Genomic DNA, 16,164 nt, shown 5'->3' with positions numbered 1-16,164 from the left:
GGCCGTGTCCGGGGTCAGTGCGTGTCGGTCTCCCGTACGCGCAGGGCGCGGGCGAGGTCGTCGAGTTGGTCGGTGAGCTTGCGGCGCAGGGCGGGGGTGGGGTGGGCGTGGTCGAGGCATTCCTGGCCGAGGCGCAGGTTGTCGGTGTCGACGGCGTGGGCGGGGAAGGCCCAGCGGCCGGCGGCTTCGGCGATGGCGGGGCCGCGGCGGGCGGCGACGGCGACGGCTTCGGTGTAGTAGCGCGGTACGTAGTCGTGGAGGAGGTCGGCTTGTTCGGGCTGCCAGAAGCCCTTGGCGGTGGCGGTGAAGAGGTAGTTGGAGAGGTCGTCGGTGGTGAACATGGCCTGCCAGGCGCGGCTCTTGGCGTCGGGGTGGGGCAGGGCTGCGCGGCAGTGGGCGGCGCCTTCCTGGCCGGTGTCGCTGGGGTCGCGTCGGAGTTCGGCGGCGATGGCGGTCTCGTCGGTGGCGCCGAGGACGGCGAGGCGGGTGAGGATGCGCCAGCGGAGTTCGGGGTCGAGTTCGGGGCCGCCGGGGACGGTGCCGTCGGCGAGCCAGGCGGCGATGGTGTCGGGGTGGGCGGCGGTGGCGATGCGGTGGCGTACGGCGATGAGGCGCAGTCCGGGGTGGTCGCCGTCCTCGGTGCGGCGGATGAGGTCGCGGCACAGGTCGGTGAGTGTGGTCAGGGCGGCGGGCCGCTGGTCGGGGGCGGCGTAGCGGTCGGCGACCTGGGTGGTGGCGAAGGTGAGGACGCCGTCGACGAGGGCGAGGTCGGTCTCGTGGGGGAGGTGGGCGCGGGCGATGTCCAGGTAGGTGCCGGTGGGGAGTTCGCCGTCGCGGACGGCGTCCCTGAGGGCGTTCCAGACGACGGCCCGGGTGAGTGGGTCGGGCAGGCCGGACAGGCCTTCGCGGATGGTGCGGAAGGAGTCGGCGTCGAAGCGGATCTTGGCGTAGCTCAGGTCGCCGTCGTTGAGGACGACGAGCGCGGGGAGCTTGCCGATGGGCCGGGGTTCGGCCTGGGGGAGGTCGAGGTCGAGGCGTGTGCGCAGGGTGAGCCGGCCTTCGTCGGTGAGGTCGCGGTCGTAGAGGCCGGCGGCGATGCGGTGGGGTCGGTCGCCCTTGCGGCCGACTTCGAGTGTTCGGGTGCCGTTGTCGCCGGTGACGTGGGGGGTGAGGGTGTCGACGCCGGTGGTGCGCAGCCAGGCGTCGGCCCAGGCGTGGACGTCGCGGTCGGTGGCGGCGGCGAGGGAGTCGATGAAGTCGGCGAGGGTGGCGTTGGCGAACTTGTGCCGGTCGAAGTGGGTGTTGATGCCGGCGAGGAAGTCCTTCTCGCCGAGCCAGTGGACGAGCTGGCGCAGGGCGGAGGCGCCCTTGGCGTAGGAGATGCCGTCGAAGTTGAGGAGGGCGGAGGCGGTGTCCTGGACGTTCTCGGGGGCGACGGGGTGGGTGGAGGGGCGTTGGTCGGCGTCGTAGCCCCAGGGTTTGCGGGTGACGCCGAAGTCGGTCCAGGTGTCGGTGAAGCGGGTGGCTTCGGCGGTGGTCTGGTAGCCCATGTACTCGGCGAAGGACTCGTTGAGCCAGATGTCGTCCCACCAGCGGAGGGTGACGAGGTCGCCGAACCACATGTGGGCCATCTCGTGGGCGATGACCATGGCGCGGGTCTGCCGCTGGGTGTCGGTGACGGCGGAGCGGAAGACGAACTCGTCGCGGAAGGTGACCAGTCCGGGGTTCTCCATGGCGCCGGCGTTGAATTCGGGGACGAACGCCTGGTCGTAGGAGTCGAAGGGGTAGGGCTCGGTGAATTTCTCGTGGTAGCGGTCGAAGCAGCCGCGGGTGACCTCGAGGAGTTCTTCGGTGTCGGCGTCGAGGTGGGGGGCGAGGGAGCGGCGGCAGTGGAGGCCGAAGGGGAGGCCGCGGTGTTCGGTGCGTACGGAGTGCCAGGGGCCGGCGGCGACGGCGACGAGGTAGGTGGAGATGGGTGGGGTGGTGGCGGCCTTCCAGTGGCCGTCGCCGGTGTGTTCGGTGATGCCGTTGGCGAGGACGGTCCAGCCCTGGGGCGCGGTGACGGTGAGGTCGAAGACGGCTTTGAGGTCGGGCTGGTCGAAGGCGGCGAAGACGCGTTGGACGTCGTCCAGGAAGAGCTGGGTGTAGACGTAGGTCTCGCCGTCGGCGGGGTCGGTGAAGCGGTGCATGCCCTCGCCGGTGCGGGAGTAGCGCATGGCGGCGTCGACGCGCAGTTCGTGGTCGCCGGGGGTGAGGTTCTTCAGGGCGAGCCGGTTCTCGTCGAGGGTGCCGGGGTCGAGGGGGTGTCCGTCCAGGGTGACGGTGTGCAGCTCGGCGGGCTTGACCTCGACGAAGGTGTCCGTGGTGTCCGTGGTGTCCGGTTCGCCGTGGACGGTGAAGCGGATGACGGTGCGGGAGTCGAAGGTGTCGTCGCCACGGGTCAGATCGAGGTCGATCGTGTAGTGGTGGACGTCGAGGAGCCGGGCTCGGGTCTGCGCTTCGTCGCGCGTCAGTACGGACATGCACGCCATGCTGCCTGATGCGGTCGGCAGGGCACAGAGGCGGATGGGTACGCGGATTTTGTCCGGGCCGTCGGGGTGGCCGGGGCGCTCCCCGGCGCGCGCCCCCGTGGGCGGGGGCGCGGGGCCGGCGGGGTCAGTCGGAGGCGGGGGCCGGGCCGCTGCCGCTGCTGTTGCCGGTGCCGGTGCCGGTGCCGTTGTGCTCCGCGATGCGTTCGTGGTGGTGGATCACCTCGGCGATGATGAAGTTCAGGAACTTCTCGGCGAACGCCGGGTCGAGTTTGGCGCTCTCGGCGAGGGCGCGCAGCCGGGCGATCTGTTTCGCCTCGCGGGCCGGATCGGCGGGCGGGAGTTGGTGCCGGGCCTTGAGGTGGCCGACCTGCTGGGTGCATTTGAAGCGTTCGGCGAGCATGTGGACGACGGCCGCGTCGATGTTGTCGATGCTGTCCCGCAGCCGGGCCAGTTCCTCGCGGACGGCGGGGTCGACGGCACCGGTACCGGTGTTGCTGGTGGTCATGGGTGCTCACCCTAAGGGCGGATCCCGGGCCGTCGCAGACCGTCTCAGGCCCCGGGAAATCCCGCCGGTGTCGCCGGTGCCGGTGCGCTTGTGGACGTAGCCGTCCTCGTGTCCGCCGGGGACGCCCGCGATGGGCCCGCTCCCGGACGATGCGGCTCCGCTCCCGGACGATGCGGCCCCGCTCCCGGACGATGCGGCCCCGCTCCCGGACGATGCGGCCCGGCTCCCGGAGGCCGGGCCTCGGGTGGAAGCCGGGCGCCTGGAAGTGTGCGTGGACACGATCATGTCGGTGCGGCCGTGCCGGCCGGCTTCCCGTGCGGCCGCGCGCGTGAGCCGGTTCCCCCAGCCCGTCTGCCGTGAGCCGCTGTTCCAGGTCGGTGTCCGCGCCGCCCGCGCGCGGGGAGGAGGCGGCGACGGTGTGTGCTGTTCGCTGGTCACGGTCGCCGCTCGTGCCGTGGGCCGGGGCCGGGGACGAACGGTTTCCGCCGTGCGGCACCGGTGGCCGTGCGGGGCCGGCCGTACAGTGGGAGACGGGTTCAGGAGCGTCTTGGGGGTTCAGGCGTGGCGAACGGCGGACCGGTCGAGCACGGTTACCCGCATCTGGAGACGGTGCGGGCCGCCGTCACCGCGTTGTACAGGCGGTTGTCGTACGACACCGTGCGGACGTTCTCGGCCAGTGTGGCCCCGGCCGACGTAGCGTTCTGCGACACCGACGACCTGTATCTGGGGGCGCAGCGGGTGGCGCACGAGCTGGTGCGTCACTACCGTCTCCCGGATGCGCGGATGATCGTGTCCTTCCGGGAGATGACGCATGCGGCGAGCGTCGAGCTCGCGGCGGGCCCGGAGTACTTCATCGAGTTGAACGACCGGTTCCGTACGCATCGCCGGGACATCGGCGCGGCCCTCGCGCACGAGGTGATGCACGTGTATCTGCACCGTCTGGGCCTGTCCTTCGCCGGCACGCGGGACAACGAGGTCCTCACCGACACGGCGACGACGTACCTGGGTGCCGGCTGGCTGCTGCTGGACGCCTACCGGGAGGACTCGGCGTCGTCGCAGAAGCTGGGGTATCTGACGCCGGAGGAGTTCGGCTACGTCCTGGCCAAGCGGGCGCTGGTGTTCGGTGAGGACCCCGCGGTGTGGTTCACCAGTCCGCAGGCGTACACGGCGTACGTCAAGGGCATGGCCCGGGCCCGCCGGGACGAGCGGCAGCCGCCGCTGACCGCGGCGGGCTGGGCGGGCCGCCGCCGCTATGCCCGGGACCGTCGTCACGCCCAGGACCCGCATGCCGCCGCGGCCCTTCCGGTGGACGGGCCGTACTCCTTCACGCCGGGCGGGCGGGGGCCGCTGCGGGTGTCGTTCTCCTGTCCGACCTGTCATCAGCGGATCAGGGTGCCGGTGCGGGGGCGGGTGCGGGCGCGGTGCGGGCTGTGCCGGACGGTGCTGGAGTGCGACACGTGAACGGCCGGCCCCGCACCGGCCGTCCCTCCGGCGCCCCTGGGCGGTACCCCTACCAGGGCCGCACGATGCCCTGCGCGCGTGCGGCCACCAGCCACGCGGGGAACTCGCCCACCAGGTGGTCGTACAACTCGGCGTCGGTCACCTTCCGCGGGTCGCGGCCCGCGTGGAAGAACCCGGCGTTGTCGACGACCCGCTTGCCCGGCACCGCCAGCTCGTCGAGTCTGCGCAGGTACTCGAACTGGCGGCTGTCCGGGTCGCCGAAGCCGACGAACTGCCAGAACAGGGGGAGCGTTGCCGCCTTGCACAGGTACCGCTCCGCGGCGAGCCGGCTGATCGGGCCGCCGTCGGTCTGGAAGACGACCAGGGCGGGGTGGCGGGCGCCGCTGTCGAGGTAGTGGTCGATGACGGCGTCCATGGCCAGGTGGTAGCTGGTCTTGCCCATGTGCCCGAGGCCGGCCGCGATCCGCTCGATCCGTCCCTGGTGGTCGGCGAGGGCGATCTCGGTGACGGCGTCGACGTCGGTGGAGAAGAACACGACCGGCACGGTGCCGTCGTCGTCGAGGTGCGCGGACAGGCCGAGGACCCGGTCGGCGAGCGCCTGCACGCTGCCGTCCTTGTAGTACGGCTTCATGGAGCCGGAGTAGTCGACGACGAGGTAGACGGCCGCCCGGGTCCCCTCCAGTCCGTGCTTGGTCAGCGACACCCCGGCGCTCCGGTACGGTTCGACCAGCGCGGGCGCGGTCTCCCGCACCTTGGTGAGACTGATCGCGGCCATGCGGACTCCCCCGTCACCCTTGGGACTTACGGCATCTGGCTGCCGAGGTTACGGCACGGCGCACCCCGCCTCTCAGCTCGTCCACAGGCGTTCGCTATTTTGTTCGCCGCCGTCCCCACCGGCTCACCGTCCGTCCGTCCCGAGGAGCCGGCGTGGATTCCGAGTCCACCGTCACCACCTGCTACCGCCATCCCGCGGTGGAGTGCCACGTCCGCTGCACCCGCTGCGAGCGCCACATCTGCCCGGACTGCATGCGGGAGGCGTCCGTCGGCCACCAGTGTCCCGAGTGTGTGAAGGAGGGGGCGCGGTCGGTCCGGCAGGCCCGGACCATCGCGGGCGGCCGGGTCTCGGCGACGCCCGTGGTGACGTACGTCCTGTTCGGGCTCAACCTCCTGGCGTATCTGGCGGAGGTGGTGCGGCCGGAGATCGTGGACCGGTTCTCGATGGTCGGTGCGCGGCTGGTCGGCCCGGACGGCGGGCACTACGTCTACGAGAGTGCCCACTTCGGGCTCTTCCGGGCGGAGGGCGTCGCCGCCGGCGAATGGGAGCGGATGCTCACCGGCGCCTTTCTCCACCTGTCGCCGTTCGAGGGCACCTTCGGGATCCTGCACCTCACGATGAACATGGTCGCTTTGTGGCAGCTGGGGCGGGTGGTGGAGCTGATGCTCGGCCGGGTCCGCTTCGTGGTCCTGTACCTGCTGTCGGCGCTCGGTGGTTCCGTCCTGCAGCTGGTGCTGGGGGACCCCGGGCAGTCCTCGGTCGGCGCGTCGGGTGCGATCTTCGGTGTGGGGGCCGCGTACTACGTCCTGCACCGCCGTCTGGGCGCTGACATGGCCTCGGTCAACCGTTTCATGGCCCTCCTGCTGTTGTGGCTGGTGCTGTCCGCCGGGCTCACCTCCTGGCAGGGTCATCTCGGCGGCCTGCTGGTGGGCGGCGCGCTGGCCCTGGCGTTCGCGTACGCGCCCCGGGACGGGCGCCGGGTGGCGGTGCAGGCGGGAGCGTGCGCGGGGCTGGTGGTGCTGCTGGCGGTGACGGCGGCGGTCAAGGTGTCGCAACTGACAGGTGGAGGCATTTCCCTATGAGAGGTATTCCCCGATGAAACGTGCCGGTGTGCTGCTCCTCGCGGCCGTTCCCGTGATCGCCACGGGGGTGTACTTCGTGATGCCGACGGACTCGGCCGACGCCCCGGTGGCGCCGCCCGCGTCCACCGCCCAGTCGTCCCGCGAGGACGCGAAGAGCCGGGCGGAGGAGGAGCGGGCGGCGGACGACGCGCTGATCGCCGACCTGCCGCCGGGGCTCGCCGCCCCCGCGAAGAAGGAGCTGGCCCAGCAGCTGGTGTCCAGCGCCGAGAACTCGACCACGAAGTGGCGCACCTCCTACGGCGTCATCGAGGACCTCGGCGACGGGTGCGGCTACACGGCGGGCATCATCGGCTTCTGCACGGGCACGCACGACCTGCTCACGCTGGTCGAGCGCTACACCGAGGCCCACCCGGGCAACGGCCTGGCGGCGTACCTGCCGGCCCTGCGCGAGGTGGACGGCAGCGACTCGCACGAGGGCCTGGACCCCGGTTTCACGGCCGCGTGGCAGGCGGAGGCGGAGCTGCCGGCGTTCCGTGCGGCGCAGGAGGAGGAGCGCGACCGGGTCTACTTCGAGCCGGCGGTCCGCCTGGCCAAGCTGGACGGCCTGGGCACGCTGGGCCAGTTCGTGTACTTCGACGCGATGGTCTTCCACGGCCCGGACACGAGCGCCGACGGCTTCTACGGGCTGCGCGAGCAGGCCATGGGCAAGGCGAAGACGCCGGGGCAGGGCGGCGTCGAGAAGACCTACCTGGACGCCTTCCTGGACGTCCGCCGCGACGCCATGCGGGCCCGGCGTCCGGGCATCGACACCTCCCGCGTCGACACGGCGCAGCGGCGGTTCCTGGAGGCCGGGAACATGAAGCTCGACACGCCGCTGGTGTGGGAGATGTACGGGCAGACGTACAGGCTGCCGTAGGCGCGCATGCGACGGCGCCTGCCCTTTGTCCGGTCGGGGACGGGGCAGGCGCCATCAGTGTTCCGCACGCCTTTGTGCGGGACGTTCTTCGGTTGTTTCCGTCCGTCAGACCGCGAGGGCGCGGTCCGTCGGGCGGATCGGGGCCGGCAGTTCGCTGGCTCCGGTCAGGAAGCGGTCGGCGCCGCGGGCGGCGGAGCGGCCCTCCGCGATCGCCCAGACGATGAGCGACTGGCCGCGGCCGGCGTCACCGGCGACGAACACACCCGGCACGTTGGTCTGGAAGTCGGCGTCCCGGGCGATGTTACCCCGTGCGTCGAGCTCCAGGCCGAACTGGTCGACCAGTCCGTTCTCCCGGTCGGTGCCGGTGAAGCCCATGGCGAGGGTGACCAGCTGGGCCGGGATCTTCCGCTCGGTGCCCGGCTTGGGGGTGAGCTTGCCGTCGATGAACTCGACCTCGCTCATGTGCAGCCACTGGACGTTGCCGTCCGCGTCGCCCTCGAAGTGGGTGGTGGAGACGGCGTAGACCCGCTCGCCGCCCTCCTCGTGGGCGCTGGTGACCTTGTAGAGCATCGGGAAGGTCGGCCACGGCTGGGAGACCGGGTTCCGCTCCTCGCCCGGGCGGGGCATGATCTCCAGCTGGGTGACGGAGGCCGCGCCCTGGCGGTGGGCGGTGCCCACGCAGTCGGCGCCGGTGTCGCCGCCGCCGATGACGACGACGTGCTTGCCCTCGGCGGTGATCGGGGGCGCCACGTAGTCGCCCTCCTGGACCTTGTTGGCCAGGGGGAGGTACTCCATGGCCTGGTGGATGCCCTTGAGTTCGCGGCCGGGGACCGGCAGGTCGCGGGCGGTGGTGGCGCCGGCGGCGATGACGACGGCGTCGTAGCGCTTCCTGAGGTCGGTCGCCTTGAGGTCGCGGCCGATCTCGACGCCGGTGCGGAAGCGGGTGCCCTCCGCGCGCATCTGCTCGATGCGGCGGTTGATGTGCCGCTTCTCCATCTTGAACTCGGGGATGCCGTAGCGGAGGAGGCCTCCGATGCGGTCCGCGCGCTCGTAGACGGCGACGGTGTGGCCGGCCCGGGTGAGCTGCTGGGCGGCGGCGAGGCCGGCCGGGCCGGAGCCGATGACGGCGACGGTCTTGCCGGACAGGCGCTCGGGGATCTGCGGGGCGACGTCCCCGGTCTCCCACGCCTTGTCGATGATCGAGACCTCGACGTTCTTGATGGTGACCGGCGGCTGGTTGATGCCGAGCACGCACGCCGACTCGCACGGGGCCGGGCACAGGCGGCCGGTGAACTCCGGGAAGTTGTTGGTGGCGTGCAGGCGCTCCTGCGCGGCCTGCCAGTCCTCGCGGTAGGCGTAGTCGTTCCACTCGGGGATCAGGTTCCCGAGCGGGCAGCCGTTGTGGCAGAACGGGATGCCGCAGTCCATGCAGCGGCTGGCCTGCTTGCTGATGATCGGCAGCAGGGAGCCGGGGACGTAGACCTCGTTCCAGTCCTTGACGCGCTCGTCGACGGGGCGGGTCTGGGCGACCTCGCGTCCGTGGTTCAGGAAGCCCTTGGGATCAGCCATTGGTCGCCGCCTCCATCATCTTCTCGGTGGTCTCGGTCTCGGAGAGACCGGCTCGCTCGGCGGCGTCCTTGGCGGCGAGCACTGCCTTGTACGTACTGGGGATGATCTTGCTGAAGCGCTCCACGGCGGTGGGCCACTCGGCGAGCAGCTTCTCGGCGACGGTCGAGCCCGTCTCCTCCCGGTGCCGGCGCACGACGTCGTGCAGCCACGCGCGGTCGGTGTCGTCCAGTGCCTCGACGGCGTTCACGTTGCCGGCGTTGACGTTGTCGCGGTCCAGGTCGATGACGTAGGCGATGCCGCCGGACATGCCGGCCGCGAAGTTGCGTCCGGTCTCGCCGAGGACGACCGCGTGGCCGCCGGTCATGTACTCGCAGCCGTGGTCGCCGACGCCCTCGGAGACGACCAGCGCGCCGGAGTTGCGGACGCAGAAGCGCTCGCCGACCTTGCCGCGCAGGAACATCTCGCCGCCCGTGGCGCCGTAGCCGATGGTGTTGCCGGCGATGGTGGAGTACTCGGCGAGGTGGTCGGCGCCCCGGTCGGGGCGGACGACGATCCGGCCGCCGGAGAGGCCCTTGCCGACGTAGTCGTTGGCGTCGCCCTCCAGGCGCAGCGTGATGCCGCGCGGGACGAAGGCGCCGAAGGACTGGCCGGCGGAGCCGGTGAAGGTGATGTCGACGGTGTCGTCGGGCAGGCCCGCGCCGCCGAACTTCTTCGTGACCTCGTGGCCGAGCATGGTGCCGACCGTGCGGTTGATGTTGCGGATGGCGACCTGGGCGCGCACGGGGGCGGCGTCGGTCGCGTCCGAGGCGCCCAGGGCGTCGGAGGCGAGCTTGATGAGCTGGTTGTCGAGCGCCTTCTCCAGGCCGTGGTCCTGGACGGCCGTCTGGTGGCGCGCCGCGCCCTCGGGCAGCGCGGGCACGTGGAACAGCGGCTCCAGGTCGAGGCCCTGCGCCTTCCAGTGGTGGACGGCGCGGGTGACGTCGAGGGTCTCGGCGTGGCCGACGGCCTCCTCGATGGAGCGGAAGCCCAGCTCGGCGAGGATCTCGCGGACCTCTTCGGCGATGAACCTGAAGAAGTTGACGATGTACTCGGCCTTGCCGGAGAACCGGTCGCGGAGCACCGGGTTCTGGGTGGCGATGCCGACCGGGCAGGTGTCGAGGTGGCAGACGCGCATCATGACGCAGCCGGAGACGACGAGCGGCGCGGTCGCGAAACCGAACTCCTCGGCGCCGAGGAGCGCGGCGATGACGACGTCGCGGCCGGTCTTGAGCTGGCCGTCGGTCTGGACGACGATCCGGTCGCGCAGGCCGTTGAGCAGCAGGGTCTGCTGGGTCTCGGCGAGGCCGAGCTCCCAGGGGCCGCCCGCGTGCTTGAGCGACGTGAGCGGGGAGGCGCCCGTGCCGCCGTCGTGGCCGGAGATGAGGACGACGTCCGCGTGCGCCTTCGACACACCCGCCGCGACCGTGCCGACGCCGACCTCGGAGACCAGCTTGACGTGAATCCGCGCCTGCGGGTTCGCGTTCTTCAGGTCGTGGATCAGCTGGGCCAGGTCCTCGATGGAGTAGATGTCGTGGTGCGGCGGCGGGGAGATCAGGCCCACGCCGGGCGTCGAGTGACGCGTCTTGGCGACCCACGGGTACACCTTGTGGCCGGGCAGCTGGCCGCCCTCGCCGGGCTTGGCGCCCTGGGCCATCTTGATCTGGATGTCGTCGGCGTTGACCAGGTACTCGGAGGTGACGCCGAAGCGGCCGGAGGCGACCTGCTTGATCGAGGAGCGGCGCGCCGGGTCGTACAGGCGCTCCGGGTCCTCGCCGCCCTCACCGGTGTTGGACTTGCCGCCCAGCTGGTTCATGGCGATGGCGAGGGTCTCGTGCGCCTCCTGGGAGATGGAGCCGTACGACATGGCGCCGGTGGAGAAGCGCTTGACGATCTCGGAGACGGGCTCGACCTCGTCGATCGGGATCGGCTGCCGGTCGCTCTTGAAACCGAACAGGCCGCGCAGCGTCATCAGGCGCTCGGACTGCTCGTTCACGCGCTCGGTGTACTTCTTGAAGATGTCGTACTTGCCGGAGCGCGTGGAGTGCTGGAGGCGGAAGACCGTCTCCGGGTCGAACAGGTGCGGCTCGCCCTCGCGGCGCCACTGGTACTCGCCGCCGATGTCGAGGGCGCGGTGGGCGGGCGCGATGCCGCTGGCCGGGTAGGCCTTGGCGTGGCGGGCGGCGACCTCCTTGGCGATCACGTCGATGCCGACGCCGCCGATCTTGGTGGCGGTGCCGTTGAAGTACTTCTCGACGAAGGCCTCGTCCAGGCCGACGGCCTCGAAGACCTGGGCGCCGCGGTAGGAGGCGACGGTGGAGATGCCCATCTTGGACATGACCTTGAGGACGCCCTTGCCGAGGGCGTAGATCAGGTTGCGGATGGCCTGCTCGGGCTCGGCGCCGGGCAGGAAGGTGCCCGCGCGGACCAGGTCCTCGACGGACTCCATGGCCAGGTACGGGTTGACGGCGGCGGCGCCGTAGCCGATGAGCAGGGCGACGTGGTGGACCTCGCGGACGTCGCCGGCCTCGACCAGCAGACCCACCTGGGTGCGCTGCTTGGTGCGGATGAGGTGGTGGTGGACGGCCGCGGTGAGCAGCAGCGACGGGATCGGCGCGTGCTCGGCGTCCGAGTGGCGGTCGGACAGGACGATGAGCCGGGCGCCGTTCTCGATGGCGGCGTCGGCCTCGGCGCAGATCTCCTCTATGCGCGCGGCGAGCGCGTCGCCGCCGCCGTGCACCCGGTAGAGGCCGGAGAGGGTCGCGGCCTTGAAGCCGGGCATGTCGCCGTCGGCGTTGATGTGGATGAGCTTGGCCAGCTCGTCGTTGTCGATCACCGGGAACGGCAGCAGGACGCTGCGGCAGGAGGCGGCCGACGGCTCCAGCAGGTTGCCCTGCGGGCCCAGCGAGGAGCGCAGGGAGGTGACCAGTTCCTCGCGGATGGCGTCCAGAGGCGGGTTGGTGACCTGCGCGAACAGCTGGGTGAAGTAGTCGAAGAGCAGCCGGGGGCGCTCGGAGAGCGCGGCGATCGGCGAGTCGGTGCCCATGGAGCCGATCGGCTCGGCCCCGGCCTTGGCCATCGGCGCGAGGATGACGCGCAGCTCCTCCTCGGTGTACCCGAAGGTCTGCTGGCGGCGGGTGACCGAGGCGTGGGTGTGCACGATGTGCTCGCGCTCGGGCAGGTCGGACAGCTCGATCTCGCCGGCCTCGATCCACTCGGCGTACGGCTGCTCGGCGGCGAGCCGGGCCTTGATCTCGTCGTCCTCGATGATGCGGTGCTCGGCGGTGTCCACGAGGAACATGCGGCCGGGCTGGAGGCGGCCCTTGCGGACGACCTTCGCGGGGTCGATGTCGAGGACGCCGACCTCGGAGCCGAGGACGACGAGGCCGTCGTCGGTGACCCAGTAGCGGCCGGGGCGCAGGCCGTTGCGGTCGAGGACGGCGCCGACCTGGGTGCCGTCGGTGAAGGTGACGCAGGCGGGGCCGTCCCAGGGCTCCATCATCGTGGAGTGGAACTGGTAGAAGGCGCGCCGGGCCGAGTCCTTGATGTTCATGGACTCGTGGTTCTCCCACGCCTCCGGGATCATCATCAGCACGGAGTGCGGCAGCGAGCGCCCGCCGAGGTGCAGCAGCTCCAGGACCTCGTCGAAGGAGGCGGAGTCCGAGGCGTCCGGCGTGCAGATCGGGAAGAGCCGCTCCAGGTCCGCGGACGAGCCGAACAGGTCGGAGGCGAGCTGGGACTCGCGGGCGACCATCCAGTTGCGGTTGCCCTTGACCGTGTTGATCTCGCCGTTGTGCGCGACGAAGCGGTACGGGTGGGCGAGGGGCCAGGCCGGGAAGGTGTTCGTCGAGAACCGGGAGTGCACGAGCGCGATCGCGGAGGCGAAGCGGCGGTCGGACAGGTCCGGAAAGAAGGGCTCCAGCTGGCCGGTGGTCAGCATGCCCTTGTAGACGATGGTCCGCGCGGACAGCGACGGGAAGTAGACGTCGGCCTCGCGCTCGGCGCGCTTGCGCAGCGCGAAGGCGTGGCGGTCGAGGGCGATGCCCTGCGACGTGCCTCCCCCAGACTCCGTCCGGGAGGTGCCCCCAGTCACGAAGATCTGGCGGAAGACCGGCATGGTCGAACGGGCGGTGGCGCCGAGCATCTGCGGGGCGACCGGGACCTCGCGCCAGCCGAGGACGGTGAGGCCCTCCTCGGTCGCGATGGTCTCGATCCGCGAGACGGCGTCCTCGGTGCCGTCCACGGGGAGGAAGGCGATGCCGACGGCGTACGCCCCGGCCTCGGGCAGTTCGAATCCGGCCACCTCGCGGAAGAAGGCGTCCGGCACCTGGGAGAGGATGCCCGCGCCGTCGCCCGAGTCGGGCTCGGAGCCGGTGGCTCCCCGGTGCTCCAGGTTGCGCAGCACGGTGAGCGCCTGGTCGACCAGGGTGTGGGACGCCTCGCCGGTGAGGGTGGCGACGAATCCGACGCCGCAGGCGTCGTGCTCGTTGCGGGGGTCGTACATGCCCTGCGCGGCAGGGCGAGCATCCATGAAGGACCGGTTCTGGCCACTCGCGGAGTGCTGGGACGGCTGGCGCGGCGTACGCATCGGCTCTCCCGTCGTCGTCATCTGGCTGGGGACCTCCCAGGCCCTTGAGGCTCTGGGGGAGCAAGTGCCGAGGGACGACGTTGGCCCTCTGCGTGAGTGCAAAATTTGATGCAGGTTACATGATGGAGCGGTTCTCGGACAGCGGGATAATCCGTTCCAACATGCGGACACCGGGGGATGCGGCGGGGGTTCCGCACCCGGCGGTGGAGGCTGTGGGGACCGTGGCGGACAGATCGATGTCCGTCGGCCCGAGGGCGCGGAGGGAGCGTCGTCGCTCACTCCGCGGGTGTGCGGCAGGCCTCATTGCCTACAGCGCTTACGGCTCATGCCCGGGGATCACGCACTCGAAACCCGCGCGTAACGGCTACTTATGCGGTCCGTCGCATAAGTTCAAGCCGCGCTATCCTACGGCTGTCCCGAACAGGCTGCCCAGGGCGTACGTCACACCGGCCGCCGCGCCACCGAGTGCGAGCTGCCGCAGTCCGCTGTACCACCAGCTGCGTGCCGTGACCTTGGCGACCACCGCGCCGCACAGGAACAGTCCGGCCAGCGCGAGCACCACCGCCGGCCACAGCGCACTGGCGCCGAGCAGGAACGGCAGGACGGGGAGCAGGGCGCCCAGCGCGAAGGACCCGAACGACGAAACGGCCGCGACCAGCGGCGACGGCAGGTCGGAGGGGTCGATGCCCAGTTCCTCGCGGGCGTGTATCTCCAGGGCCTGCTCGGGGTCGCGGGACAGCTGACGGGCCACCTCGCGGGCGAGGCCGGTCTCGACGCCGCGGGCCTCGTAGAGCGCGGCGAGCTCGGCCTCCTCGTCCGCGGGGTGCTTCCTCAGCTCCTGGCGCTCCACGTCCAGCTCGGCCTCGACGAGCTCGCGCTGCGAGGCGACGGAGGTGTACTCGCCGGCGGCCATGGAGAAGGCGCCGGCGGCCAGTCCGGCCAGTCCGCTCAGCACGACGGTGTGCTGACCGGCCGCGCCGCCCGCGACACCGGTCATCAGGGCGAGGTTGGAGACCAGGCCGTCCATCGCGCCGAAGACGGCGGGGCGCAGCCAGCCGCCGTTCACGTCGCGGTGCGTGTGGTTGTCGCGGTGCGCCTCGTGCAGCGGCGCCTCGGTCTCGATGATGGCCATGCGGGTTCCCCCGGGAAGCTAGTTTGGACACGTTCTATTTCTCGACAACACTCAATCTACGCCCGTCATTTCCGCGTCGCCAGCAAGGAAAGGCTGGGCTTACCTGCGGGTTTACCTTCCTGCGCTCATACGTGATCTTGCCTGCACATATGACCGACCGGGTGACGCTGAGGCCTGTGAGGCTGCGCGACGCGCCCCACCGGGGACACATCAGCAAAGGGAGAGGAGAGGCCGCATGGCATCCACCGCCTGTATTCCCCCGGCCCCCGCGCCCGGGGACGCCGTCGGACTCCGCGAACGGGCCCGGGGCGCACTGCTCGGGCTGGCCGTCGGGGACGCCCTCGGGGCGCCGGCCGAGAACATGCTGCCCTCCGAGATCCGCGCCCGCTGGGGACGGATCACGGGATACGTGGCCGAGAAGCCGGCCGGCACCGACGACACCGAGTACGCGATCTTCTCCGGCCTGCTGCTGGCCCGGTACGGCTCCGCGCTCACCCCCGGCCATGTCGAGACGGCCTGGCACGAGTGGATCGCGGACCGGGAGGAGGGCCCGTTCCGGGGCGCGGGCTTCAGCGAACGCGGCACCCTGGAGAACCTGCGCCGCGGCCTGGCCGCCCCCGTCTCCGCCCAGCACCGCCACGCCTGGAGCGACGGACTGGCCATGCGCGCCGCGCCCCACGGAGTGTTCGCGGCGGGACGGCCCGCCGAGGCGGCCCGGCTGGTGGCGATCGACGGCTCGGTCAGCCACGACGGCGAGGGCATCTACGGCGGCCAGGCGGTGGCGGCGGGTGTCGCGGCTGCGATGGCGGGGGCACCGACCGTCGCGGTCGTGGCCTCCGCCCTGGCCGTCGTCCCGGACGACTCGTGGACGGCCCGCTGCCTGCGCCGCGCGATGACGGCGGCCCACCTCGGCGAACGCGCCGTCCGCTCCGCCGTGGTCATCGGCGGCTACCCGTGGACCGACCTGGCCCCCGAGGCGGTCGCCCTCGCCTTCGGCGCGTACGCGGCGGCCGACGGCGACTTCACGGACGCCGTGCTGACGGCCGTCAACATGGGCCGCGACGCCGACACCACGGCGGCGGTGGCCGGCGCCCTGGCCGGCGCCTCCCGGGGCGCCGCCGCGATCCCGGCCGAGTGGGCGGCGGCCATCGGTCCGGCCCGCGGCAGCTGCCTGCCGGCGATGGCGGGCCACCATGTGCTGGAGGTGGCCGACCTGCTGACGCGGGGCGCGGAGACGCGGGGCGCGGAGACGCGGGGCGCTGAGACGCGGGGCGCGGAGACGCGGGGCGCTGAGACGCGGGGCGCGGAGACGCGGGGCGCGGAGACGCGGGGCGCGGAGACGCGGGGCGCGGAGACGCGGGGCGCGGAGACGCGGGGCGCGGAGACGCGGGGCGCTGAGACGCGGGGCGCGGAGGACCGGGAGGACCGCTCACGCACCGCCCGGACCTGGGACGGCCCACGGGGCGGGAGCCCCCGCCCCCGCGACGCCCCTGCCCCGGGCGAGCACGCCGCACGACGCACCGGTCCCGTACCGGAGCCCGCCGACGGTTGCGCACCGGAGCCCGCCAA

General features: G+C 71.8%; 9 protein-coding genes and 1 pseudogene. 4 read left to right on the top strand and 6 right to left on the bottom strand.

The features are described from left to right. Positions 1–14: 14 nt before the first annotated feature. The gene (gene pepN, locus ACZ7G3_RS10535) at positions 15–2,522 is read right to left on the bottom strand and encodes an aminopeptidase N (protein ID WP_470924683.1); all 2,508 of its coding nucleotides are present in this window, start codon (positions 2,520–2,522) and stop codon (positions 15–17) included. A gap of 133 nt (positions 2,523–2,655) precedes the next feature. Continuing rightward, on the bottom strand, positions 2,656–3,036 hold the full coding sequence (locus ACZ7G3_RS10530; RefSeq protein WP_470924681.1) for a chorismate mutase: 381 nt from the start codon (positions 3,034–3,036) through the stop codon (positions 2,656–2,658). Positions 3,037–3,597: 561 nt separating this feature from the next. Here ACZ7G3_RS10530 and ACZ7G3_RS10525 point away from each other — a divergent pair. Continuing rightward, positions 3,598–4,497: a hypothetical protein gene (locus ACZ7G3_RS10525; RefSeq protein ID WP_470924679.1), complete on the top strand. Its 900-nt coding sequence runs from the start codon at positions 3,598–3,600 to the stop codon at positions 4,495–4,497. Positions 4,498–4,546: 49 nt separating this feature from the next. Here ACZ7G3_RS10525 and ACZ7G3_RS10520 read toward each other — a convergent pair whose 3' ends face one another. Beyond that, positions 4,547–5,272 carry a vWA domain-containing protein gene (locus ACZ7G3_RS10520; protein ID WP_470924678.1) on the bottom strand — a complete coding sequence of 242 codons (726 nt, stop codon included), beginning with the start codon at positions 5,270–5,272 and terminating at the stop codon, positions 4,547–4,549. A gap of 152 nt (positions 5,273–5,424) precedes the next feature. On the opposite strand from ACZ7G3_RS10520, the gene ACZ7G3_RS10515 reads away from it, so the two are divergent. Both ACZ7G3_RS10515 and ACZ7G3_RS10510 read left to right on the top strand, forming a co-directional pair. After that, the gene (locus ACZ7G3_RS10515; protein ID WP_470924676.1) at positions 5,425–6,354 is read left to right on the top strand and encodes a rhomboid family intramembrane serine protease; all 930 of its coding nucleotides are present in this window, start codon (positions 5,425–5,427) and stop codon (positions 6,352–6,354) included. A gap of 13 nt (positions 6,355–6,367) precedes the next feature. After that, complete coding sequence (locus ACZ7G3_RS10510; protein ID WP_426598331.1) at positions 6,368–7,270, top strand: chitosanase; 903 nt, start codon at positions 6,368–6,370, stop codon at positions 7,268–7,270. A gap of 105 nt (positions 7,271–7,375) precedes the next feature. Here the strand turns inward: ACZ7G3_RS10510 and ACZ7G3_RS10505 are convergent, their stop codons facing one another. The 3 genes from ACZ7G3_RS10505 to ACZ7G3_RS10495 all read right to left on the bottom strand — a co-directional run bounded on the left by ACZ7G3_RS10505 (position 7,376) and on the right by ACZ7G3_RS10495 (position 14,595). After that, positions 7,376–8,839, bottom strand: a complete 1,464-nt coding sequence (locus ACZ7G3_RS10505; RefSeq protein ID WP_470924674.1) for a glutamate synthase subunit beta — start codon at positions 8,837–8,839, stop codon at positions 7,376–7,378. After that, the gene (gene gltB, locus ACZ7G3_RS10500) at positions 8,832–13,406 is read right to left on the bottom strand and encodes a glutamate synthase large subunit (protein ID WP_470924952.1); all 4,575 of its coding nucleotides are present in this window, start codon (positions 13,404–13,406) and stop codon (positions 8,832–8,834) included. Before gltB ends, ACZ7G3_RS10505 begins: the two co-directional genes overlap by 8 nt. Before the next feature lie 457 nt (positions 13,407–13,863). Next, complete coding sequence (locus ACZ7G3_RS10495; RefSeq protein WP_470924672.1) at positions 13,864–14,595, bottom strand: VIT1/CCC1 transporter family protein; 732 nt, start codon at positions 14,593–14,595, stop codon at positions 13,864–13,866. A 235-nt stretch (positions 14,596–14,830) separates the two neighbouring features. Between ACZ7G3_RS10495 and ACZ7G3_RS10490 the strand changes: the two are divergent. Next, a pseudogene (locus tag ACZ7G3_RS10490) lies at positions 14,831–15,823 on the top strand (ADP-ribosylglycohydrolase family protein); the annotation flags it as partial. Positions 15,824–16,164 lie beyond the last annotated feature (341 nt).

The organism is Streptomyces sp. NPDC037271 (assembly GCF_055603605.1).
This window is presented reverse-complemented; position numbering and strand designations above follow the sequence as displayed.